This is a genomic window from Thalassovita sp. (assembly GCF_963691685.1).
GTDB lineage: Bacteria > Pseudomonadota > Alphaproteobacteria > Rhodobacterales > Rhodobacteraceae > Thalassobius.
Map to the genome: position 1 here is coordinate 2504891 of NZ_OY829290.1, position 22416 is coordinate 2527306.

The 22416-nt window shown below is 62.0% G+C and carries 17 protein-coding genes; 8 read left to right on the forward strand and 9 right to left on the reverse strand.

Features of this window, described 5'->3' with window-relative positions; all coding sequences use genetic code 11:
* Positions 1-9: 9 nt before the first annotated feature.
* The 3 genes from oppB to ACORLH_RS12225 form a co-directional block, all read right to left on the reverse strand.
* Complete coding sequence (oppB, locus tag ACORLH_RS12215) at positions 10-933, reverse strand: oligopeptide ABC transporter permease OppB (RefSeq protein WP_058242850.1); 924 nt, start codon at positions 931-933, stop codon at positions 10-12.
* Positions 934-1000: 67 nt separating this feature from the next.
* Complete coding sequence (locus ACORLH_RS12220) at positions 1001-2623, reverse strand: peptide ABC transporter substrate-binding protein (protein WP_321832814.1); 1623 nt, start codon at positions 2621-2623, stop codon at positions 1001-1003.
* A 473-nt stretch (positions 2624-3096) separates the two neighbouring features.
* Positions 3097-4008: a LysR substrate-binding domain-containing protein gene (locus ACORLH_RS12225; protein WP_321828684.1), complete on the reverse strand. Its 912-nt coding sequence runs from the start codon at positions 4006-4008 to the stop codon at positions 3097-3099.
* Between the two features lie 122 nt (positions 4009-4130).
* Here ACORLH_RS12225 and ACORLH_RS12230 point away from each other — a divergent pair, with 122 nt between their 5' ends.
* Together ACORLH_RS12230 and ACORLH_RS12235 are read left to right on the forward strand one after the other, a co-directional pair.
* Positions 4131-5279 (forward strand): TauD/TfdA family dioxygenase, encoded by a 1149-nt coding sequence (locus ACORLH_RS12230; RefSeq protein WP_321828685.1) that lies wholly within the window; start codon positions 4131-4133, stop codon positions 5277-5279.
* The gene (locus tag ACORLH_RS12235; protein ID WP_321828686.1) at positions 5276-6031 is read left to right on the forward strand and encodes a class II aldolase/adducin family protein; all 756 of its coding nucleotides are present in this window, start codon (positions 5276-5278) and stop codon (positions 6029-6031) included. Before ACORLH_RS12230 ends, ACORLH_RS12235 begins: the two co-directional genes overlap by 4 nt.
* A gap of 8 nt (positions 6032-6039) precedes the next feature.
* On the opposite strand, the gene ACORLH_RS12240 is transcribed toward ACORLH_RS12235, so the two are convergent.
* Positions 6040-6954: a LysR family transcriptional regulator gene (locus ACORLH_RS12240; protein ID WP_321828687.1), complete on the reverse strand. Its 915-nt coding sequence runs from the start codon at positions 6952-6954 to the stop codon at positions 6040-6042.
* 118 nt (positions 6955-7072) lie between these two features.
* On the opposite strand from ACORLH_RS12240, the gene ACORLH_RS12245 reads away from it, so the two are divergent.
* The 5 genes from ACORLH_RS12245 (at position 7073) to ACORLH_RS12265 (ending at position 13585) form a co-directional block, all read left to right on the forward strand.
* A complete protein-coding gene (locus ACORLH_RS12245; RefSeq protein ID WP_321828688.1) occupies positions 7073-7375 on the forward strand; it encodes a DUF1330 domain-containing protein in 303 nt (100 codons plus the stop codon).
* A gap of 85 nt (positions 7376-7460) precedes the next feature.
* Positions 7461-8438 carry an LLM class oxidoreductase gene (locus ACORLH_RS12250; protein ID WP_321828689.1) on the forward strand — a complete coding sequence of 326 codons (978 nt, stop codon included), beginning with the start codon at positions 7461-7463 and terminating at the stop codon, positions 8436-8438.
* Between the two features lies 1 nt (position 8439).
* A complete protein-coding gene (locus ACORLH_RS12255) occupies positions 8440-9216 on the forward strand; it encodes an SDR family NAD(P)-dependent oxidoreductase (protein WP_321828690.1) in 777 nt (258 codons plus the stop codon).
* A 137-nt stretch (positions 9217-9353) separates the two neighbouring features.
* Positions 9354-10499, forward strand: coding sequence for an efflux RND transporter periplasmic adaptor subunit (locus tag ACORLH_RS12260; RefSeq protein WP_321828691.1), 1146 nt, complete (start codon positions 9354-9356; stop codon positions 10497-10499).
* A complete protein-coding gene (locus ACORLH_RS12265; RefSeq protein WP_321828692.1) occupies positions 10499-13585 on the forward strand; it encodes an efflux RND transporter permease subunit in 3087 nt (1028 codons plus the stop codon). Before ACORLH_RS12260 ends, ACORLH_RS12265 begins: the two co-directional genes overlap by 1 nt.
* On the opposite strand, the gene ACORLH_RS12270 is transcribed toward ACORLH_RS12265, so the two are convergent.
* Positions 13582-14751, reverse strand: a complete 1170-nt coding sequence (locus ACORLH_RS12270; RefSeq protein WP_321828693.1) for a BamA/TamA family outer membrane protein — start codon at positions 14749-14751, stop codon at positions 13582-13584. The genes ACORLH_RS12265 and ACORLH_RS12270 overlap by 4 nt on opposite strands.
* A 237-nt stretch (positions 14752-14988) precedes the next feature.
* On the opposite strand from ACORLH_RS12270, the gene ACORLH_RS12275 reads away from it, so the two are divergent.
* On the forward strand, positions 14989-15750 hold the full coding sequence (locus tag ACORLH_RS12275; RefSeq protein WP_321828694.1) for a hypothetical protein: 762 nt from the start codon (positions 14989-14991) through the stop codon (positions 15748-15750).
* Between the two features lie 38 nt (positions 15751-15788).
* Here ACORLH_RS12275 and ACORLH_RS12280 read toward each other — a convergent pair whose 3' ends face one another.
* From ACORLH_RS12280 to ACORLH_RS12295, 4 genes are read right to left on the reverse strand one after another with little or no spacing between them, the layout of a single operon-like run.
* On the reverse strand, positions 15789-16526 hold the full coding sequence (locus tag ACORLH_RS12280; protein WP_321828695.1) for an efflux RND transporter periplasmic adaptor subunit: 738 nt from the start codon (positions 16524-16526) through the stop codon (positions 15789-15791).
* Between the two features lie 21 nt (positions 16527-16547).
* Positions 16548-18473: a DEAD/DEAH box helicase gene (locus tag ACORLH_RS12285; protein ID WP_321828696.1), complete on the reverse strand. Its 1926-nt coding sequence runs from the start codon at positions 18471-18473 to the stop codon at positions 16548-16550.
* A complete protein-coding gene (locus tag ACORLH_RS12290) occupies positions 18470-20587 on the reverse strand; it encodes a peptidase M50 (RefSeq protein WP_321828697.1) in 2118 nt (705 codons plus the stop codon). The genes ACORLH_RS12285 and ACORLH_RS12290 overlap by 4 nt, the downstream gene beginning before the upstream one ends.
* A complete protein-coding gene (locus tag ACORLH_RS12295) occupies positions 20584-22416 on the reverse strand; it encodes an HlyD family efflux transporter periplasmic adaptor subunit (RefSeq protein ID WP_321828698.1) in 1833 nt (610 codons plus the stop codon). Before ACORLH_RS12295 ends, ACORLH_RS12290 begins: the two co-directional genes overlap by 4 nt.

A 22416-nucleotide genomic window follows, 5' to 3' on the forward strand; every position in this document is an offset into this window, starting at 1 on the left:
TGACTGCCCTTAGTAACGGATCTTCGGGTCAAGCCAGGCGTAGGCCAGATCCGTAATCAGGTTCACAACAACGGTCAGCGCGCCATAGAGGATCGTCACCCCCAGAAGCACCGCATAGTCCCGCGACAGGGCCGAGCCGACATAGGCCTGCCCCAGCCCCCCGGTCGAGAAGTAGATGTCCACAAAGACCGAACCGGTCAGCACATAGACAAACACCGGGCCCAGATAGCTGACCACCGGCATCAGGGTGGGTTTCAGCGCGTGCCGCCAGATGATGGCGCGGTTGGACAGGCCCTTGGCCTTGGCGGTGCGGATGAAGTTTGAATTCAGCACCTCCAGCATCGAGGATCGGGTGATCCGCGAAATGGATCCCATGTAGGAGGTCGAAAGCGCAATCACCGGCATCACCAGATACTGCCATTGCCCGCCGTTCCAGCCCCCGCCCGGCAGCCATTCCAGCCACAGGGTAAAGGTCAGGATCAGGATCGGGCCCATGATGAAGTTCGGCAAAGCCTGCGCCGCAATGCCAAGGGAGACGGCGAAATAGTCGATCCAGCTGTTGTGTTTGATCGCGGCGGTCACCCCCAGCGCCACACCAATGGCCGAAGCCACGATGAAGCTGAGGAAACCGTAGGTCAGCGAAATCGGGAAACCCTGCGCGATGATGTCATTGACGTCGCGGTCCTTGAACTTGAACGAGGGGCCGAAATCGAAATGCACAAAGATGTTCACCAGATAATCCCAGAGCTGTTTCCACAGCGGCTGGTCCAGCCCGTAGCGTGCCTCAATATTGGCCATGACGGCCGGCGGCAGCGGCCGTTCCGAGGTGAAGGGCCCACCGGGGGCAAAGTGCATCATGTAGAAGCAGGCAACGACCAGTAAGAAGATCGTTGGTATGGCGACCAACAGGCGCCGGATCGTGTAGGAGAGCATTTATCTCACTCGCATTAGCAATCCCGCCGCCCGGGGTACGGACGGCGGGATCAAGGGTCAGGTCAGGTTACTCGGCGATCTTGTAGAGGTTCTTCGAGTACCAGTTCTGTTCGACGTTGTTGACGGGCCAGTTGCCCACGTCGCTGTCCATCATGTAGACGCCCGCATAGTGGTAGATCGGGATCACCGGCATTTCGGCGGCAATGATCTGTTCCACTTCGGTGTAATTGGCCGAGGCATCCTTGGCGGTTTTCGCCGCTGCCAGCAGTTCATCCACACGGGGGCTGACGAACTTGCCGTCGTTATAGCCCGAGTTTGAGTCCAGCAGATCAAGGAAGGTCGAGGCTTCGTTGTAGTCGCCACACCAGGCGCCACGGGCCAGTTCAAAGTCCTGGTTGCCACGGGTTTCCAGGAACACTTTCCATTCCATGTTACCCAGCTCAACCTCGACGCCCAGCTTCTGCTTCCACATCTGGCTCATCGCCACGGCGATCTTCTTGTGACCTTCCGAAGTGTTGTAGATCATGTTGAACTTCAGCGGGTTGCCTTTGTCATACCCGGCCTCTGCCAGCAGTTCGATCGCCATCGCGTCCCGTTCGGCCTGGGTCATCGTGGCCATTTCGGTGGTCGGTGGGGTGAAACCAGCGGTGGCGGTCGGTGCAAAGCTATAGGCCTGCGTCTGACCACCCGCCATCACGTTTTCAACGATGATCTTGCGGTCCACGGCCAACGCCAGCGCCTTGCGCACACGCACGTCCTTGAACACTTCTGGCCCTGAGTCACTGAGGTTGAAGGTGTAGTAGTAGTTACACAGACGTGGGAAGCTGATCGCCTCACCCGGGTGTTCTTTCTGCAGGCGCGGGAACTGGCCTGCGGGCACTTCGGTGCGGTCCAGCTCACCTGCCAGATAGCGGGTCAGCGCGACGTTTTCGTCGTTGATCACCAGCGCCACAACCTTGTCGACGATAGTGTTGTCGTTGTCCCAATACATCGCGTTGCGCTCACGGGTGGAGCGTTCCTGCGGCAGGTGCTCGGTCAGCACATAGGCCCCGTTGGATACGATGTTGCCCGGTTTGGTCCACTCCGCACCATGCGCCTCAATCACTTTCTGAGGGGCCGGGAAGGTGGTGGAATGGGTGGTCATCTGCGGGAAGTAGGGCAGCGGCGCCGACAGGGTCACCTCAAAGGTGTGATCGTCCAGCGCCTTCACACCCAGCTGATCCGGGGCAGTTTCGCCCGCAATGATCGCCGCAGCATTCTGGATCGACATCAGCTCAATGAACCACTGATAGGGCGAAGCCAACGCCGGATCGGCCGCGCGGCGCCAGGCAAAGACGAAATCATGTGCGGTCACAGTGTCGCCATTGGACCACTTCGCCTCAGGGCGCAGGGTGAAGGTGTAGACGGTGTTGTCGTCGTTTGAGGTGTAGCCGGTGGCCACACCGGGCACCAGATTGCCGTCTTTGTCCTGGTTCATCAGACCTTCAAACAGGTCACGCACAATTTCTGCGCCGGACACATCTTCAACAACCTGCGGATCAACCGAGCTGTGTTCGTCCAAAATACGGTAGGTAAAGGTCTGGTCATCCGCCAGCGCCTCGCCGGTCACCGGATGGGTGCCCGCAGCGAAAGCTGTGGTCGACAACATCGTGCCCGCCAGCAGCCCGGCCACCAGGGTGGATTTGGTCATTTTCATCTGAATTTCTCCCATTGATCGACCCCGTTTAACTCCTCAAAAGGCAGGGCCTTATTTTGTGTGGGTACAATTGAAAGCGTCTTCCAAAGGGTGAGTCAAAGAAGATTTCAACCACCTATGCGCGGTAATCGCCGTAGTTTCACGGCAGCGACATCGCCGCCCCGCCCCCGCCGCGCGACGGGGCGGACATGATGCAAAAAGCGCATGGGCTATTTGGGTTTTGAACAATCCCATAGCTTTCCGAGGTTTAGCCCCACTACAATTTCATAAATCGAACGGATTGAGGGGCTTACCCCTGCTGGCTTTGATCAAGAGGTCAAAGAAATTCACCCCGATTTCGTGGAAAATCCTGTCGCAAATCGGCACAAAAATAATTTTGCTCTTCCCTCGCGTCAGGGCCGGATCAGCCCCAAATCGCGGGTAAATCGGCCCCAGTTTCGCGCTGGACTGGGGCGAATCTGATTCTCTTACCGCGCTTCGCCCGCCTCAGCAGCCGCCTGTGCCAGGACCCAGGCCTGAAACGCCTCGACCGGCCCACGTCCCCCCGCTGCGGGGCGGATACACAGATGATAGCCGGTGCCCAGATCCAACGCCCCGCCCGGCCAGCGTGCTACGCTGCCGTCACGTTCCAGATCCCCGGTGATCGACCGCCAGCCCAGCATCAACCCGCGACCATCCTGCATCGCCTGAACCGCCTGCACATAATTATCAAAGACCTGCCCCCGGGTCTTGGGCGCGGCCAGCCCCCTTTGCTGCAGATACTCAGACCATGTGGCCCAATGGCGCGCTTCAGGGCTGGCAACATGGATCAGCGCCACCTCAGACAGGCTGCGGGTTTCGGCCTGCAACCTCTCAACCAGATCAGGGCGGCCCACCGGGCAGACCTCCTCGTCAAACAGGGGCACCACCTGCCCGTCCGTCCAACCGCCGCTGCCGTATCGCAACGCGATATCGATCCCCGGGCGCAGGGCCGGCAGATCGGATGAGGGCGCCTGCACATTCACCGTGACATCCGGGTGCAGCGCATAGAACTGCGGCAGCCGTGGCATCAGCCAATAGGTCGCCATCCCCAATGTGCAGGACAGGGTCAGCTGCCCCTCCTCCACCTGCGCGGCCGCTTGCATATCGGCAATGGCCGTTGCGATCTGCCCCAACCCCGCCTCCACCGCCCAGGCCAGTTGCTGCCCGGCATCGGTCAGGCGGGCCGGTTTGCGGCTGCGGTCCAGAAGGGTCAGGCCGATATGGACCTCAAGGCTCTTCAGCGCCTGCGTCACGGCGGGCCGGGTCACATTCAGCCGCCCTGCCGCCTCCTGCATGGAGCCAAGGCGCGCAACTTCGGCAAATGTGGTCAGCAATCGGAGCGGGGGCAGCGGTTGCATCGGTACCTCTTTAGTTAAGTAATTGATTAACTTTTAGACAATCCAATCGGCCTTTTTCGCCGCAATAAGTCAAGCAAAACTGACGCCTATCGAAACTCAGCGAACAGAAGACACCCCACCAGATGAACATAGCGCACCCCACCGCCACAGCGGCGCAACAGGTCACCCTGCATGAAAGCGGCCTCACATTGCCCCTGCCCGGTCAGCCTCAGGCCTATTTCAATTACCACTGGCTGCGTGACAATTGCCCCAGCTCCTTTGATCCCGGCACCCGCGAACGCAGCTTTGACATCTTCCACCTGTCGGAGGCGCCCACCGCCCGCGCCGCCTTGATCGAAGGGCAGCATCTGGTGATTGACTGGGCCGGTGCAAACCACCGCTCCGCCTTTCCGCTGGAGCTCTTGGCGGGTTACACCCAAGGCACCCCGCGCCCTGATCCGGCCGATCTGAAACGCCGCGCCTGGTTCAGCGATCACTACGCCGATGTGGCCCGGTTTTCGCAACCCGATCTGCTGAGCAACCACAGCGCCGTGACCCGCTGGATTGAGGCGCTGCTGGTTGAAGGCGTGGCAATCATCACGGACATGCCCGACAGCGACGCCGGGCTGACCGATCTGGCGCAGGTGATCGGCACCATCCGCCCCACCTTCTTTGGCACCTATTTTGACGTCAAAACCCATATCAACCCCACCAACACCGCCTATACCGCCGCCGCGCTGGAGCTGCACACAGACACCCCCGCCGAGGAACACGCCCCCGGCATCCAGTTCCTGCATTGCCGCGCCAATTCGGTTGAGGGCGGGCGCAACCTGTTTGGCGATGGCGTTGCCGTGGCCAATGACTTCCGCAGCCGAGATCCTGAGGGGTTCAAACTGCTGAGTGAAATCGACATTCCGTTTTACTGCGAACATGACAGCTACGATATGCGCTCGCGCCAGCGCGTGATTGAACTGGACGCGCATGGCGAGGTCTCGGGTCTAACTATCAGCCAGCACATGCTGGATCTGATCGATCTGCCGCAACAACTGCTGGATACCTATTACCCCGCCTTCTGCCGCTTTGGCCGGATGCTGCAAGAAGAGAAATACGTCATGCGCTTTACCCTGAACGCGGGCGAATGCATTGTCTTTGACAATCATCGCATCGTGCACGGCCGCGCGGGCTACACAGCCTCCAGCGGCGATCGCTATCTGCGCGGTTGCTATACCGATCGCGCCGAAATGCGTTCAACCTACCGCGCGCTGGTCTCGGAAGGGAGGTTCAAATCATGAGCAAAGACATGCCCCTAGAGGCGATGCAGAGCGAAGAGAGCCTGCGCCAGGACCTCGCCGCCGCCTTCCGCCTATGCCACCGGTTTGGCTGGTCGGAAAGCGTTTCCAACCATTTCAGTGCCGCGGTCAGCGCCGACGGGCGCAAGATCCTGCTGAACCCACGCTGGCAGCATTTTGCCACGCTCAAGGCTAGCGATCTGTTGCTGCTGGATGTTGACGATCCCGAGGTCATGACACGCCCCGATGCGCCCGATCCCTCGGCCTGGGCGGTGCACGGCACGCTGCACCGCGAATTACCTGAGGCGCGGGTGATCCTGCACTGCCATTCGCCTTATGCCACGGCCCTGGCCTGCCTCAAGGATCCGACGCTGCTGCCGCTTGACAACAACACGGCGCGGTTTTTTGGCAAAACCGGATATGATCTGGAATTTGGTGGCATTTCCGACAGCGCCGAGGAAGGCGCCCATTTGGCCCGCGCCATGAAAGGCAATATCGCATTGGTCATGGGCAACCACGGGGTCAGCATCGCCGGCAGCAGCGTCGCCCGCGCGTTTGAGGATCTCTATTTCTTTGAAAAAGCGGCGCAAACCCAGATCCTGGCGCTGTCAACCGGTCAGCCTCTGGCGGTTCTCTCCGATGAGGTCGCCCAGAAAACCGCTGACGGCTGGCTGCCCTACGCCGGCGCGGCGGACCGGCATTTCGACTACCTAAAAGCCACCCTGGACGCCGAAGATCCCAGCTGGCGGGAGTAGTCCCGCCATCACATCCAGGGCGGGGCGCGGCCAATCTTGGCCAGCAGAAAATCCATAAAAACCCGCACCTTAGCGGACAGAACATTGGCCCTGGGATAGAGCAGCCAAAGCGCTGCATCCTCATCCACCTGCACATCCGGCAGCACCTGTTGCAGGCGCCCGTCTCGCAGCTCCTGATGCACGCTCCAACGTGCATTGGCTGCGATCCCCGCGCCGGCCAGCGTAGCAAGTTTCAGGCTCAGCCCGTCATCAACAATCAGCCGGCAATTTTCGGCCATAGGGTCCAGCATGGCCACCTCATCCGCGCCACCTTCAGTGCGCGACACCAAATGCCGGGGGCTGTTGCGCCCAAAGGCTATCAGATCGTGATCCGCCAGATCTGCAAGGGTTTCAGGCCAGCCGCAGCGCGCCAGATAGTCCGGCGCTGCACAGAGCACCCGCTGATCCGGTGCCAGCCTGCGCCCCCTGAGGCTGGAGTCCTTGAGCGGCGCGTTGCGCAGCGCCAGATCAAAGCTGCCTTCGATCAGATCCACCTGCTGATCCGAGAGATGCAGGTCCAGCCGCATTCCCGGGTGATCGGCCAGAAACTGCGGCAGGATCGGCAGAATATAAAGCTGTGCAAAGGTGCTGGGCGCGGTGAACCGCAGGGTGCCGGTCACCTCGGCCTGCCCCTGCCCCAGTGCCGCCCGCGCCGCATCTTCACGGGCGATGATGTCACGGGCATAGGGCAAAAACGCCTCACCCTCCTGTGACAGCGCCACCTTGCGGGTGGAGCGATGCAGCAGGTCGGCGCCGATGCTCCTCTCCAGTTTGGCCAGCCTTGCACTGGCCACCGCAGGCGCCAGACCTAAGTCGCGACCTGCGGCGCTGATATTGCGCTTGTCTGCAGCGCGCACGAAGAGCCTGAGGGCCTCAGTGTCCATGATCCGGCACCTATTATATTGAAAAACTAAATTCTGAAACAGAATTCAGCATGTTTATTTAGATTTGCGAATAGCACTGCTTGCGATCAACACCAATACCACCTGAAAGGAGCCCCAGATGGCCTATTACTCTGTCCTCGCCGTGACCCCGAAATCCGAAGATTGGATCCCCGATTATCTGGAGGCCTCAATCCCTCTGGTCACCAAACATGGCGGCACATATCTGGCACGGACCCCGAACCACAAACAGGTCGAAGGCAGCGATCAGCCCGCCGCTCTGCGCATCATTCTGGAATGGCCGTCGGAAGAGGCTGCGATGAATTTCATGCAGGACCCTGACTATAAACAACATCTGGAGGCCCGCACCGCAGGGTCCGACAGCGTGCACTTCGTGATCGAAGGCAAAGACGCCTTCGCCTGACACCCCTTTGGGCAATGACCCCGTCCCCCGTTGGTTCAGACCATCCGGGGACGGGGCAACTATCGCCCTTTTCTAAGGATAAATCATGCCAGACGGCGCGCCCCTCTCCCCCTTCCCGCAGCTCAACCGCGGCTACGCCACCACCTTTCAGCCCAATCGGCTGAGCCTTGGCCTGGTGGTGCCGCTGGAAGCCTATCCAAACAGCGCCGTTCCAACGATGGAGCGCCATATTGAACGCGCGCAGCTGGCCGACAAACTTGGGTTTTCGGCCCTATGGCTGCGCGACGTGCCGTTCAACGTGCCCAGCTTTGGTGACGCCGGGCAGATCTATGATCCCTTTGTCTACCTCGGGCTTCTGTCTGGCGTGACGCGCAACATCGCCCTTGGGGTGGCCAGCGCTATTTTGCCGCTGCGCCATCCGGCCCATGTGGCCAAAGCTGCCTACTCCGCCGACCAACTGTCTGGAGGCCGGGTGCTGCTGGGCGTGGCCTCGGGGGATCGGCCGGATGAATATCCCGCGCTCAATATGTCATTCCCGGACCGTGGAGAACGGTTCCGCGAAGCCTTTGACTATATCCGGGCGCTGGGGCAGACCAATCCGATCCACCAAGGTGCCCATGGCAGCCTGAACGGTCAGCTGGATATGCTGCCCAAACCCACCGCGACGCGGCTGCCGCTGCTGATCACCGGGGGCAGCCAGCAAAGCCCGGATTGGGTGGCGGAACACGGCGATGGCTGGATCACCTATCCCCGCAGCGCGGCACAACAGGCGCAGCTGGTTGCCGATTACCGCGCCCGTGCTCAGCGGGCTGGCGCGCCGAACAAACCGGTGATGCAATCGCTCTATGTCGACCTGCTGGCAGAAGACAGCGCCGCCCCCAGCCCGATCCATCTCGGCTTTCGCTCTGGCGTGAGCTACCTCAAGTCCTATCTGACAGCGCTGCAAGCGCAGGGTGTGAACCACGTGGCCCTGAACCTGCGGTTTAACCGCCGCAACATCGACGACACCATGAACCAACTGGCCGACGGGCTCCTGCCTGATTTTGGCCGCAGCGGAGACTGACATGACAAAAACCATCCTGATCACCGGCTCCACCGATGGGATCGGCCTCTTGACCGCCAAGCTGCTGGCCGCCGAGGGTCACCAGATCCTGCTGCACGGGCGCAGCGCCGACAAACTGCGTGCCGCCGCGGCTGAGGTTGGTGGCGATCGCGAAACCTATCAGGCTGATCTGTCGTCACTGGTGGCGACGCGGGACCTGGCGTCAGCGATCCGCGCCAAACACCAGAAGATCGATGTGTTGATCAACAATGCCGGTGTCTACAAGGTGCCCAATGCCATCCTACCCAACGGTCAGGACATGCGTTTTGTGGTCAACACACTGGCGCCCTATCTGCTGAGCCAAGAGCTGCTGGACCTGATCCCGGCGGATGGCCGGATCCTCAACCTGTCCTCCGCGGCGCAGGCCCGGGTGGATATCGCGGCCCTGCGGGGCGACCGGCAGCTTGATCCAATGGGCGCCTATGCGCAAAGCAAACTGGCCCTGACCATCTGGTCAGCGGAACTGGCCAAAACCCTGCCAAATGGCCCCGCAGTGATTTCCGTGAACCCCGGTTCCCTGCTGGCCAGCAAAATGGTCAAAGAAGGCTTCGGCGTTGCTGGCAGCGATCTGAGGATCGGCGCCGATATCCTCTGCCGTTTGGCGCTGGATCCGGATCATGCCGGGGACAGTGGCAAATACTGGGACAATGACGCCGGCCGCTTCGCCGCACCCGATGCCGCAGCCGCAGACCCGCGCCAGGTGTCTGATGTGATGGCGGCCATACAGGCGCTGATCTGAACACACGGAAAGGTGGGATGGTGAAACACGTCCCAAAACCTCCTCATATTCGACGGAAAGTTTGAAAACCCACGTGATAGCTCCACCTTCTGCGCTGAGGGATATTTTCTCAGCGCATTTTGCTTAGGGGTTTTATCGTGAACAGATTTATTTCACTGCTGATCGCTTGTGTCATTGTTGGCGGCGCCTGGATCTGGACCTTTGGCCCTCCGCTCGGCGGGGACACCGCCACCAGCGATCCAACCACACTGTCAACAGCAGGACCGGGGCGCCCAGGCGGCATGGGGGCAACGCTGGTCACCTTGGCTGAGGTCACCCAGGACCCCTATGTGGAAACCTTCCGCTCCATCGGGACGGCCAAGGCCCGTGCCAGTGTCAATGTCAATGTCACCAGCGAAGTCTCGGGCCGGGTGACCGCGGTGCATTTCACCGATACGGCAGAAGTGGCCGCAGGCGATACGCTGGTCTCGCTCAATCCGCAGGTCGAGGAGATTGCCCTCAGCACCGCCCGCGCCAATCTTGCCGAGGCGCAATCCACCCTTGACCGGCTGAGCCAACTGCAACGCAGCGGTTCTGCTGCGGTCACCGCGGTCTCGGTCACAGAGGCGGAAACACAGGTTGCGATTGCCAGCGCCAATCTGGCCCGCGCCGAATATGATCTGTCACAGAAAACCATTCAGTCCCCGATCAGCGGGGTGCTTGGTCTCAGTGATATTGAGGTCGGCGCCTATCTGACAGCCAACAGTCCGGTGGTCCGCATCATCGATCAAAGCCAGCTGCGTATCGAATTTGGCCTGCCGGACCGCGCCTCCAGCTTTGTGCAGCTTGGGCAGGTCGCCCGCCTTGTCACCACCTCGCTGCCCGGTCAGATCTTTGAGGCGGAGGTCACCGGATTTGACGGTCTGATCGACAGCACCACACAGACGATCAAAGTGCGCGCCACAATTGACAACCCGGAGGGCAAATTGCTGCCGGGGATGATCTTCTCCGTCTCGATCGCGCAGCCCAATGAGGCTCTGCCGAAACTACCTGCCGCTGCCCTGACCTGGACCCGCGATGGCGCCTCAGTCTGGCGCGTCGATGGTGGGTCTGACGGCACTATGGTTACGCGGGTGCCGATCACCCTGCGCCACCGGGCCAATGATATGGTCTGGGTCGAAGCAGACCTGCCTGCAGGCAGCAAGGTTGTGGTGGAAGGGGTGCAAAAACTGCGCGAAGGCGGCCAGGTGACCACCGCAGATCAAGCCATGGCACGCCGCCCGGCTGCGGAGGGATCAAACTGATGACACGCGCAGCCTTGAAACGCGGCCTGACCGATCTGTTCCTCGCCCGGCCCATTCTGGCCATTGTCATCAACCTGCTGATCGCAATCGCCGGCATTGCTGCCTTCCAAGCGGTTGAAGTGCGTGAAATGCCCGATGTGGATCAGCCCGTGCTGTCGGTCACTGTGCGCTGGGACGGGGCCGCGCCGGAAACGGTGGACACCGAAGTCACCTCGGTCATCGAAGATGCGCTGGCCCAACTGGATGGGTTGAAGGCCATTTCGGGATCCTCCAGCTATGGCAGCAGCCGCCTGACCATCGACCTGAACGAAGGCACAGATATTGATACCGCCGCCAATGAGGTGCGCGAGATCCTTGCCAGCACGGCGCGGCAACTGCCCGAGGGGATCGATGATCCTGCGGTCTCTAAGCAGGATGCAGATGCCGAACCGATCCTGCGTCTGGCGCTGATCGGCGATGCCCCGCTGCAAGACATGACGGATCTGGCCGAGGGCCTGCTGAGCGATCGCCTGTCGGCAATCTCAGGTGTGGCAGAAGTTGAGGTTGCTGGTGGTCAGGAAAATGAGTTTCGGGTTGAGGTCTTTCTGGCCGCCTTGTCAGGCCGGGGCTTGCAACTGAATGACGTGCAGGCCGCGCTGCAGACCCTGCGGATCGACACAGCCCTTGGTGATCTGGACAGTGCCAGCCAATCGGTGCTGCTGCGCGCGGTGAACCCCGGCATCACGGTCGAGAGCCTGTCAGATCTGCGCATAGACGCCGACACCCGCATTGGCGACGTCGCCTTGGTGCAGTTCGGCGCAAAAGAGGCAGAAGTCTATGCCCGGGTCGACGGTCAAAGTTCCGTTGGCATCAATGTTGTGCGCCAATCGCTTGGCAACACATTGACAATCTCGCAGGCGGTGCGCGCGGAAGTGGCCGCGCTGGAAGATGACCTGCCGCCGGACATGAGGCTCGTCATCGTGTCCGATGACGGAGATTTTATTGAAAAATCGATTGAAGAGGTCACCCTGACCATCATCATGGCCGTTGCCATCGTGATCGCAGTGATCTTTGTCTTTCTGGGATCCTGGCGCGCGGTTTTGATCCCAACCGTGACCATTCCCCTGTCCCTGACCGGAGCGATTGCTGCCATCTGGCTGGCGGGGTTTTCCATTAACACCATCACCCTGCTGGCGCTAGTGCTGGCCACGGGCATGGTTGTGGATGACGCCATTGTGGTGGTCGAAAACATTGTGCGCAAACGCCGTCAGGGGTTGGGCCCGCGCGCGGCGGCGGCCAGCGGCACAAATGAGGTGTTCTTTGCCGTGATCTCAACCACCGCCACGCTGGCGGCTGTGTTCATTCCAATCTCCTTCCTGCCCGGTCAGGCGGGGGGCATCTTTGCTGAATTCGGCTTTGTGCTGGCCTTCTGTGTCACCCTCTCCTCACTGGTGGCGCTGACACTTGCGCCGGTGATGGCTGGGTTTCTGGATCCCGGCCGTGGCGCAGAGGAAACCGGCGAACAGCCCACGGGTGCCATCACCCGGGGCTACCTGAACAGTGTGGAAACCATGTTCAAAGCCCCGTTGATTGTCATTGCCGTGGCGCTTGGCTTTGCCATCATCGCCTTCGGTGTCTTTTCGCAGCTCACCACCGCCCTGACCCCGGAGGAGGATCGCGGCAGTTTCTTTATCCGCGCCACAGCACCGGCGGGGGCCTCTGTCACATTTACAGACGAACAGGTCACCAAGGTCGAAGCGATCCTGCAGCCCTATATCGACGACGGTGAAATCGCTGCATTGCTGGCACTGGTCGGGGCTGGCGGATCCAACGCGGCTGCGGTCATTGCGCGGCTCAGTGACTGGGATCTACGCGAGCGCAGCCAACAGGTGATCCTGGCGGAGATCAACCGCCAACTGTTCACGATCCCCGGCATCAATGTCTTTGCCGCTCCGCCAATTTCGCTGGGCATTCGCGGCGCCGGCAATGGGCTGCAGATGGCGCTGTTGGGCGATGACTATGACCAACTGGCCGATCAGGGCGACGCCTTGGTCGCCGCCATGCTGGGCGATGACAGTTTCACCAATCCCACGCTGGCCTATGACGCCACCCTGCCGCTGCTGTCGGTCGAAACCGACCGTGAGATGGCAACTCAGCTGGGACTGTCCCCTGCCGCCATTGCCACCACGATCAACACGCTGACCGAAGGCATCACCGCCGCTGAGGTCTTCGTGGATGGCACAGAAACCGACATTCGCATGCTGCCCGGTGGGCGGCCCATTCAGGACCCTTCCGACATTGAAAACGTCTGGATGCAGACGGCGGGCGGATCCTTTGTGCCGCTGTCGTCGGTGGTCACCCTGACCGCGACCTCTACTGCCTCAACCCTGTCGCGCGAACAGGGATCGCGGGCGGTCAGCCTGCAGGCCAACCTTGGCGAAGGTATCAGCCTGGGCGCTGCCGTCCTGCGCGCCGAAGAAATTGCGCGTGGTGTCCTGTCTGACGATGTGCGTCTGGTCTTCACGGGCGAAGCCGCCTCGCTAGAGGAAAGCCAGGCCGGAACCGCATTGGTCTTTGGCGTTGCGCTGCTGATTGTGCTGCTGGTCTTGGCCGCACAATTCGAAAGCTTCGCCTCTGCCGTGATCATCATGTTGACGGTCCCGTTTGGGCTGGGCGCTGCGGTGATGGCGATCTGGATCAGCGGCGGCACGCTGAATTACTACAGCCAAATCGGCCTGGTGATCCTGATCGGCATCATGGCCAAAAATGGCATCCTGATTGTCGAATTTGCCAATCAGCTGCGCGAGCAGGGCCAAGACATAGATACGGCCATTCGCAATGCCTTGCGTCTGCGCCTGCAACCGGTCGCCATGACCGCCGTCTCAACCGTTGTTGGGGGATTGCCGTTGATCCTGTCCACCGGCGCGGGGGCCGAGGCCCGTCAGGCCTTGGGTTGGGTCATCGTCGGGGGCCTGGGCTTTGCCACTGTCTTCACCTTGTTTCTGACGCCCGTCTTCTATCGGCTGATCGCCCCTTGGGGCGGCGCACCGGGGCGGGCTGCCCACCTTCTGGAGGATGAACAAACCGTCGCAGAAGCAACGGGTTAGAAGGTGGCGTTCAACTCCAACCCCAGGGTTTGGGTGCGATCATAATCTTCGGAGGCAATCGGATGGGCGGCGTGAATTTTCAGCGGCCCAATGCCGGTCTTGATGCTCAGGCTCACCCCGATGGAGGCCCGCATCCGCGCGCTGTCATCAACGGGATCTGCCCCGGCAATACCACCGGCCACGTCATCCAGTTTCCACAGGCTACCGACATCGACAAACAGGCCGGGCGTCACACGACGCCCTGCCTCACCAAAGGCGCCGGGGAACTGAACGTCAATCTTGGCCACGCCGTAGCTGTTACCGCCAAGCGCCGGATCGCCATCCACCGCCAGATCGCGGGGGCCGAAGCCGCCGAACTCAAACCCCCGGATGGAGGCCTGCCCCAGCATATAGCGATCGCCAATGCTGCTGGTGCCCGACTGGCTTTGCAATGTGCCAAGGCGCAGCTGGCTGCGCAGCACCACACGGCCCTGTGCCAGCACATGGATCGACTGCGCCGAAGTGGTCAGTTTGATGTGATCATTGTCGGCATCGGACGTGGCATATTCCAGCCCAAACCGCACCCGGGCGCGTTTCAGGCTGCCGCCCTGCGCGGGTTGGAACTGATGTTCGTATTTGCCACCGATCCCGGTGGTTTTGACCCGGCCCTCATCTGCGCGGATCAGCGCAGAGGTGGTGGCGGGCACATTGCTGATATCGGTATCTGCCAGGATGCCATAGGCGGTGAACCGGCTCTGCGGTGACAGCTGCCAGGTCAGGCGCGGCTCCAACCGGGTGACGCGGGAATCGAAATCGTAGATGTCCCCCGCGTCTTTCTGGGCATGCAGCACGTTCAGGCCAAACTGGGGCGAGCTGCCGAACAGTGCATCGTTGTTGTAGCGGAAACTGGCGGAGGTTCCGTCTTCCTCCGCGCGCAGGTTAAACTCCAGCGTTTGATCCTGCCCCATCAACCGGTTGGTGGAAAAGCCAAGCGCCGCCACCCCGCCGGTATCGGAATTATAGGCCAGGCGGGCGCTCAGCCGACCAATGGGGCCATTATCGGCCAGATCCGGGTCAATTTCAGCCTCAGAGGGGGTTTCCTGTGCAATGGCCGCAGCGCCTGTTGCGCAAAGGACCACAACGCCAGTGGTCAAAAGCAAGGCTTTGACAAAGCTTTGAATAGTCATTTGCATAAAATCCCCACTGCGCGCGACCCGCTTTAATTGCGACAAAGCCCACCACAGCCCCCCACACCCGGTCAAGCATCATGGGTTACCCGGCTTTCTATTTATGGCAGTTGCGACAATCCTGCCGCGCCTCGGGGGCCCGTCTGGCGCGGCACATAGGTTAAGCCCCTGACAGCTCAATAAGTTTGCCAAAAAACGAGGGTTTTCTTAACCCGCACCAGCGGTCATCATGCGCCTATGACAACGGATCTAAATCTGCACAAAGACCTCACCGCGCTGGCAGAGGTAACCGACGCCTTCGAACGCTCCTGGTCGATCACCGATCAAGGGGTGGAGGCACGGGTGCTGTTTTTCTGTGACACCTCGGTAGCGGCGGCCAAAGCACTGGCGCAGGCGGCACAGGGCCTGCAGATCGATCCCGCCCTATTGGCGGATTGGTCCAGCGCCATCGCTGGGTCTGATGCCATTGGTCTGGCGCTGCGCTGTGATCGCAGATCGGTGCGGCTCTACACCCAGTATTGGCTGGCTGTTGTCGCCCGGTTGGAGGCCGGGGATCGCAGCCCCTTCCCGCTCTATCGTGGGTTCAAGGCCCTGCCCGGCGGTATCAGCCGCCGCGATGACTACCTGTGCCTGCCCGCCGCCCCGGCCCAGGTTTTCTGGCCCCCGATGGCCGCAGGATTTGCCGCCTTTGGGCTGGACGTGGATCAAGGGGCAGAAGTGTTTCAGCCGTTAACGGCAGAAAGCGCGATTTTCACGGTGACTGATGATCCTGACAGGCAATCCTGGCTAACCACCACCCGGCGGGCGGAACTCCCGAAGGCCGCCCTGGCGGAGTGGCTGGCCCCATTGGCAGATCGCCCCGGCGGCGCGGCGCTCATCGCCGCCGCCCAGTCCGAACCGCTGGTCCATGTCGCTGGAGGGCGTGATCAGGTCAAAGGCGATTTCCTGACCTTCTATTTTGAGACCGACAAGACCAATGCGCTGGCCAGCATTATTTGAACCAGCATCACCTGATCCAGCCCGTCCAGCCCCAACAGTCAGTTCACCACCTGACAGCTGGTGCCGGCGGGCAGGCTGAGGTCTGGATTGGCAATTTCGGCCATCACAGTGAAGGCGTTTGAGGTGGGTTCAATAAAGGGATCGATGGCAAAGACCGTGGCCTCCACCTGCGCGTCGGCGACCTGCACCTCCATCACATCGCCCAGGGCAACCTGCCCGTAGGCCCCGGCCAGAAACACCAGTTCCGCATGCAGCGTGGTGACATCAATCAGCCGCAACAGCGGGTCCGGACCGATCAATTCGCCCACGGCCACATCCACCTCAGCCACATAGCCCGCAAAGGGGGCGCGGATGGTGGCGCGGTCTATTTCCATCTGGGCGCGGGTGGCGCTTGCCTTGGCCAGCGCCAGATCTGCGCGCAGGGTGCCGATCTCATCCTGTGAAATCAGGCTGCGCGCCAACAGGCCCTCGCTGCGTTCCAGCCGTTCCTGCAGGGCACCGATGCTGATCTGGGCCACCTCCAGATCGGATTTCGCCACCTCAGCGTCCACCAGCAACAGCGCATCGCCTGCGGCCACGTAATCGGCGCGCCGCACGGTCACATCGCGCACGATGCCAACCCGGTCACTGCCGATGTCACTGATCTGAGCAGGCACCAGCAGGCAGGTCAGCGGCAGCGGCGCCTCAGCCATTGCAGGTGTTCCCATGGTGGTGACCAGTGCAGCCGCCGTCATGACCCCAGCCGCAACTTTGCGCAAATATGAGTGCTGCATCATCCCTCCCCCTCGTTCAGCCCGCTATTTATAGCCCAGCCGACGCCGCATATCCTGTTCCCGCAGCAGGGTTTTCCGCCGCAGGCTTCGGGCACGACGATCACGGTCCGCGTGGATTTTGGCAAGACTAAATCGCGGCAAGATCCGGCGCCGCAGCAGCCATGTCACACTGTGGCGCAACAGCGAAAACGCCCCTTCGCTCAGGCCCCGGTCCTCAAGGCTGATCATCCGGTCATAGCTGCCGGGATCGCCCTGACGGGCGGCACGGCCATAAAGCTGGCGTTCCAATCGGGCCGAAGCCATGACCGAGGCGATGATCACATGCAGCCCGCCCGCGGCTCGCACGCCCTCCTCCAGCGCAATATCGGTGCCGCGACCAGCCAGATGGGTGGCGATGGTGATGCGCCCCGCCTGCCCCGCCTGGGCAACCAGTTCGGCCTCTTGCGCTTCGCTGAGCGCATTCAGCACCGCCACCTCGCACCCGATGTTCTGAAACACCGCCACCAGCGCATTGGTTTCAGACACATCGTTGACGCCGATCAGCACGGACCGGTCCTTGGCCATGGTGATGGCGCGCTCCGCCACGGCCCGCCATTTGGCATCGGCACGGCGAAACAGCCGCAGCCCGTGGTTCACCATGCGCGATGGCGCATGAGGCGCCACCGGCTTCACCGCCAGTTTGAAAATCGCCCAGAACTCCGCCCGGCATTCATGCGCCGTGCCGGTCAGGCCGGACAGGATGCGGTATTGGCGAAAATAGGTCTGTTGGGTGATGTGGCCCACGGTGCGGGTCTCGGCCGTGACCGCAACACCCGCCACAATCTCAATCATCTGCTGCAGACCGTAATCCCACTTGCGGTCTGGCATCAGCCGGCCGGTGGCCTGATCCACCATCACCACCTCACCTTCGCGCAGGATATAGGCCACGCCTTCCAGAAACCCGAAGGTGGCGGTCAAGGCCAGTTCGGCCAGTTTAATCACATCCGCAGTGCGGGCCAGCGGGTGACGCCACTGCGGGGCCACCTCCTCCAGATGGGCGATCCCTGCCTTGGTCAGCCGCCAATTGCCATGACTGTCCAGCACCCGTTCCTGCCCCGGCACCAACGCGCGGGCAAAGGCGATGAGGTTGCGAAACAGAACCACATCCACCTCGGGTGGCAACTCAGCGGGTTCTGACAGGATCATCGGCACCGTGGCATCATCAATCAGGACCGAGTCGACCTCATCCACAATCGCAAGGGCCTGCCCGGTCTGGCGCAGAAGCGCACGTTCGCTCTGTTGATGCTGTTCCCGTTTGTCGCGCAGGTGGTCAAACACAAAGGTCTTGTTGGTGCCGTAGACGATATCGCAGTCATAGGCGCTGCGTTTGTCCGCATCCGCATCGCTTTGCAACACCACGGCTGAACTGAGCCCGATCCGCGCCGCCAGAGGGGCGATCAGGTCATGATCCCGCTCAGCCAGATAATCGTTTACCGTCACCACATGGGTGGACACGCCCACACTGGCCGCCGCCAAAGCCGCCAAAGCAGCCGAAAGCGTTTTGCCCTCACCAGTGCGCAGCTCCACGCAATCGCCGTTGAGCAGCAGAACCGCACATTCGATCTGATTGGTCCTGAGCCGCAGCCCGGTTTCGCGGCGGATCACCTCCTGCACCGCCGCGATCCGTTCCGCGCCGGCCCCGGGTTTCAGCAGATCCTCGGCCCGCAGGGTCTGACGGCACAGCCGCACCAGACCGGGATAGCTAAGCCCCTCCATCTGTTCGGCCTGCGCCGCAATCGCCTGCCGCAACGGTTTCAGCCGCTCGCCCGTCGGAGCGAAATGCCACAGCAGATACTCATCAACAAACAGGCGAAACCGGTGAAAAGGCGCGATCTGGCGGCGCACTGGTCGCTGGCGCGAGCGGGCAAAAGCCTTGAGCACCGGGCGCCGCAACACGCCAGCCCCACTCATAGGCGCGTCACCCTGAGGAACAGGCGTTCGACATGGAACAACAGCTGACTGAAGGCGCTGGCCTGTCCCAGATCCACCCGCGCCTCAACCCGGGCGCCGGCCCAATTGCTCAGATCGCCCTCGGGGGCGGCCCATAGGATCAACCGTGAATCCAAGGCCATACCGGGGCGGTCAGCCTGTTCCGGCACCGGCCCACCGGTGGAGACCAGCAGTTCGGGCGGCACCTGCTGGCCGATATCAACCACCCGCGCCCGATCCACCGGGCGGCGGATTTCCTGCCCATTGGGCAGCAGCATCACCAGCTGCGCCTCAGCCGTGATCCGACCGGAAAAAGCGGCGGGAAAGGCGGCGGAAATCTGCAACGCCTCGGGCGCAATCACATAGCCCAGCCGGTCACCACGATAGACATAGCTGCCCGCGGGTGGCGGCTGGCCACCCTGCCAACTGATCCTACCATCCAGCGGCGCCGGGATCGACAGAGCCGCCTCTTGCACACGGGCCTGCTGCAGCGCGGTGAGCGCAACCTCACGTTCGCGTTCCAGCCTTAGGCGCTGCGCCACATCTGCGCCGCTGCGCGACAGCTCATCCTCCAGTGCGGTCAGGTTGATCTCCAACGCCTGGCGCCGGGCGGTCTGGGCCGGGTTCTGAAGGCGCGTCACCTCTTGCCCCGCCACGGCCGTTGCACCATCAACCAACAGGTCCCGCCCGATCACGCCCGAGGTTGCGGCGGTGATCTCAGCCCCCGGCAAGGGCACAATCCGCCCCTGCCCCTTGGCCGAAAACGGCAATGGCACCAGCGTCAGCGCGGCACTGATCCCGCCAAGGAAAAGCGCCTGACGGATCCAGCCGCTGCGGGTGCGGTTTTGCGCTTTGGCCATGCGATGCCCCTTGCGAAACAGTTTGGCCAGCGGCCAGATCAGGCTCATCCCGATGGCCCAGATCGCCAGCAGAACGCCAAAAACAAAAAACCAGCCTGAGATCATATAGGCGATGGTCAGGGTCAGCAGCAGCCGGTAGCCCAGCGACAGGATCCCATAGGTGCCCAGGATACCGGCCTCCCCCGGGCGCAGGTTCAATTCGGGGCGCAGCCCGGCCACCCGGCTGAGGTAGAGATCCTGCAGGTACTCCCCCGCGCGTTTGGCCAGGTTGGGCATCTCCAGCCAGTCCGACAGCACAAAATAAGCGTCAAATTTCAGCAGCGGATTGCCGTTGAACAACAGCGTGGACACCGATCCGATCAAGACGAAGTTAAACAGCACCGCCCGTTCCACCCCCGGCTCAACCTGCAGCCAGAGGATCAGCGCGATCGATGAGATCAGCATCTCAGACAGAATGCCCGCTGCGCCCACCAGCATACGCGCGCGTTTGTCCGGCAGGGCGCTGGCGTCTGAGGCCTCCACATAGGGTACCGGGAAAAACAGCAGCAGCATCACGCCAAATTCCCGCACCTGACCGCCGAAACGATGCAGCGCGTAGCAATGAGACAGTTCATGCAGCAGTTTCATCACCGGATAGGCCAGCGCCAGCATCAACAGGCCACTTTGCGACAGCAGCGTTTGATCCGCCGCCGCTGTGACCTCGCCCCAATTGAGCAGGGCCAGCGTCAACGCCAACAGGAAGGTCGCCAGAACCAAAACCCCGCCGAAGCGGCTGAACAAGGGGCGCACCAGCGGGTAACTCAAGCGCACCAGCCAGCGGGGGTCACCCAGTTTTATCTTGATCGCCAAAGGACTTGCCAGACGTTGTTCAATCGACTGGGCGCGCCGTTTATGGCCGCGCTCGCTCAGCAGCACCGGATCTAACGCGTGATCAGACAGGATCAGCCCGGCGCCCACCAGCTGCATCACCCAGTCCACCAACTCCCCCTGCGAGGGCGCAATTGCCGGGCGGCGCATCAGCCGGTCCCAGATCTCATTCATCGTCAGGCGCCCGTCAAACAGCCGCCACAGATCCTGCGCCCTCTCGCTCAGCCGCAGGTGATGGCCGGTGATCCGATCCGACAGCACCACAAAGGCCTCACCGCGAAACATCTGGTGGCTGGTTTCAATGGCGGCGCGGCGGCGAAACCGCTGATCGCCCAAGAGGTGCCAATCCGGGTGGCGCAGGCTGCTCATAGCCCCCACCGCCACAGGCTGCGGCGCAGCCAGCGCAGCGACCCACGCAGGTAGGCCTGCAGCATCGTCGTCTCACCGGCGTCAACCCGCACAACGCCGCGCATCCCGTCCAGCAATGTGACATCCGGCAGCTGATCCAGCCGCATCCACGCAGCGAAGGTGTTGCGCCCATCGCGCAGTTGCGGATCGGTGGTGATGCCGTCGAGCGTTACCGCGATCGGCATGGCGGGATAGGCGGTCAGCAAAAGCGTGCCCTGATCGCCGGGGCTAAGGTCGGCAATCCAATCCTCATCGACAAAGACCAACAGGCGGAACCTGTCGGTGGCGGCCAGTTCCAACAGCGCCTCGCCCAGACGCACCCGCCCGCCAACGCGCCGCCAGGCGTCACCGCCGACCACGGCGCTGGTCGCCTCCGCCGTGAAGCGGGCCTGTTGCAATTGCTGTTCAGCCAGATCCAGCTGCACCCGCACCTGCCGCGCCTGCGCTTCAAGGGATTGCACCCGCGCGGTATCACGCTGCGCCCGGGCCGTTTGGATCTCGGAGGAGATCTCCCCCAGTTGCGAGGTGATCTGCGCCACCTGCAGAACCAGATCGCTGTCTTCCATCGCCACGATCAAAGATCCCGGCGCGATCACATCACCCAGCTGATAAGGCGCTTCGGAGAGGAAACCATCAAAGGGGGCGGAAATCACCCGCCGGTCCTGTGCCTCAATCCGGGCGCTGAAATCCGGTTCATACCGGGTGGGCCATTGCGACAACACGCCAACTGTCAGGGCGAGAAGGACGCAGAAAAGTTTGATCTTCCATGCCGTTAGACCAAAGACCTTGCGTAGCAGCGCAAAACACCAATTGCCCAAACGCCGCAGGATCGATGGGTAGGCCCGCCCCTGAATGGCCAGTGTTTCGCCTAAGACACGCGCCAGCAGGTCCACCGCTTCGGGGTGCAGATCACCGGCGGTGCTGCCCTCGGCCCAGACGGCCACCACAACGGCTGCGGCCTCATCCCCTTCGTAAACCGGCATCGCCACGCCGCGCGCGCCGCCCAGGGCCGCAACCCGCGCCAGCTCCTCCTCGGCGGCGGATTGTGTGGCGGGATCGGGCAGATCCGCCTCCTCAGGGCGCAGCTGGTCCGGGTCAGGTGTTTTTTCCGCAGCGATTAGCAGGGGCGTGCGCGCCTCAACCGCGTGATCGGCAAGGGCCTCAACCTGACTGCGGGCTTCGCTGTTGCGCTCCACCAGCCCACCACCGGACAGCGCCAGCAGCTTTGGCCGCCCGGCTTTCATCCAAGTGACCGCGATCAGATCGGGGCTGAGCGCACGTTCCAGACGGGCAATCCATTGATCGGCCAATTGGCGACGGCTGCGGGCACTGGCGGCATCCAGCAGGACCTGCGCGCCAATTTCGGTTCCAAGTGCAATATCTTCAACCTGATCGGACCGGTCACTGAGCGCGGCCAGCATCAGCCAGCCGACCTTGGCCTCGACCTGTGCCAGCTGCCCTTGCAGCTCAGCCGGCCCCAGCCCCTCAAGCCGCAACAGCACCACCAGATCAAGCCCCGGTGCGCCCAGCATATAGCTGGCCAGCCACGCCGCCGCTGCATCCCCGGTGCCCTCTGCATCCTCAATGGCGGCAACAGATCCGCCGCCGTCCGGCGCAAAGCGTTCCAGCACCGGCTCCGCCGCGTCGATATCGCATTTGCCCAGCCGGGCGGCCTCTTGCCAGGGGCCGTCTTCACGCAGGAAAGCATGGATGCCTTTAAGGCCTGAGATGCCCGCCAAATGATGTGCTAACGCTTTCTGGAAAAGCGGAAACGTCTGTTCAGAGGGCAT

What these genes read in the sequence shown, in the direction of transcription:
- oppB (WP_058242850.1), bottom strand. Translation starts at nt 933, where the DNA reads ATGCTCTCCTACACGATCCGGCGCCTGTTGGTCGCCATACCAACGATC.
- ACORLH_RS12220 (WP_321832814.1), bottom strand. Translation starts at nt 2,623, where the DNA reads ATGACCAAATCCACCCTGGTGGCCGGGCTGCTGGCGGGCACGATGTTG.
- ACORLH_RS12225 (WP_321828684.1), bottom strand. Translation starts at nt 4,008, where the DNA reads ATGCAACCGCTGCCCCCGCTCCGATTGCTGACCACATTTGCCGAAGTT.
- ACORLH_RS12230 (WP_321828685.1), top strand. Translation starts at nt 4,131, where the DNA reads ATGAACATAGCGCACCCCACCGCCACAGCGGCGCAACAGGTCACCCTG.
- ACORLH_RS12235 (WP_321828686.1), top strand. Translation starts at nt 5,276, where the DNA reads ATGAGCAAAGACATGCCCCTAGAGGCGATGCAGAGCGAAGAGAGCCTG.
- ACORLH_RS12240 (WP_321828687.1), bottom strand. Translation starts at nt 6,954, where the DNA reads ATGGACACTGAGGCCCTCAGGCTCTTCGTGCGCGCTGCAGACAAGCGC.
- ACORLH_RS12245 (WP_321828688.1), top strand. Translation starts at nt 7,073, where the DNA reads ATGGCCTATTACTCTGTCCTCGCCGTGACCCCGAAATCCGAAGATTGG.
- ACORLH_RS12250 (WP_321828689.1), top strand. Translation starts at nt 7,461, where the DNA reads ATGCCAGACGGCGCGCCCCTCTCCCCCTTCCCGCAGCTCAACCGCGGC.
- ACORLH_RS12255 (WP_321828690.1), top strand. Translation starts at nt 8,440, where the DNA reads ATGACAAAAACCATCCTGATCACCGGCTCCACCGATGGGATCGGCCTC.
- ACORLH_RS12265 (WP_321828692.1), top strand. Translation starts at nt 10,499, where the DNA reads ATGACACGCGCAGCCTTGAAACGCGGCCTGACCGATCTGTTCCTCGCC.
- ACORLH_RS12270 (WP_321828693.1), bottom strand. Translation starts at nt 14,751, where the DNA reads ATGACTATTCAAAGCTTTGTCAAAGCCTTGCTTTTGACCACTGGCGTT.
- ACORLH_RS12275 (WP_321828694.1), top strand. Translation starts at nt 14,989, where the DNA reads ATGACAACGGATCTAAATCTGCACAAAGACCTCACCGCGCTGGCAGAG.
- ACORLH_RS12280 (WP_321828695.1), bottom strand. Translation starts at nt 16,526, where the DNA reads ATGATGCAGCACTCATATTTGCGCAAAGTTGCGGCTGGGGTCATGACG.
- ACORLH_RS12285 (WP_321828696.1), bottom strand. Translation starts at nt 18,473, where the DNA reads ATGAGTGGGGCTGGCGTGTTGCGGCGCCCGGTGCTCAAGGCTTTTGCC.
- ACORLH_RS12290 (WP_321828697.1), bottom strand. Translation starts at nt 20,587, where the DNA reads ATGAGCAGCCTGCGCCACCCGGATTGGCACCTCTTGGGCGATCAGCGG.
- ACORLH_RS12295 (WP_321828698.1), bottom strand. Translation starts at nt 22,416, where the DNA reads ATGCCCTCTGAACAGACGTTTCCGCTTTTCCAGAAAGCGTTAGCACAT.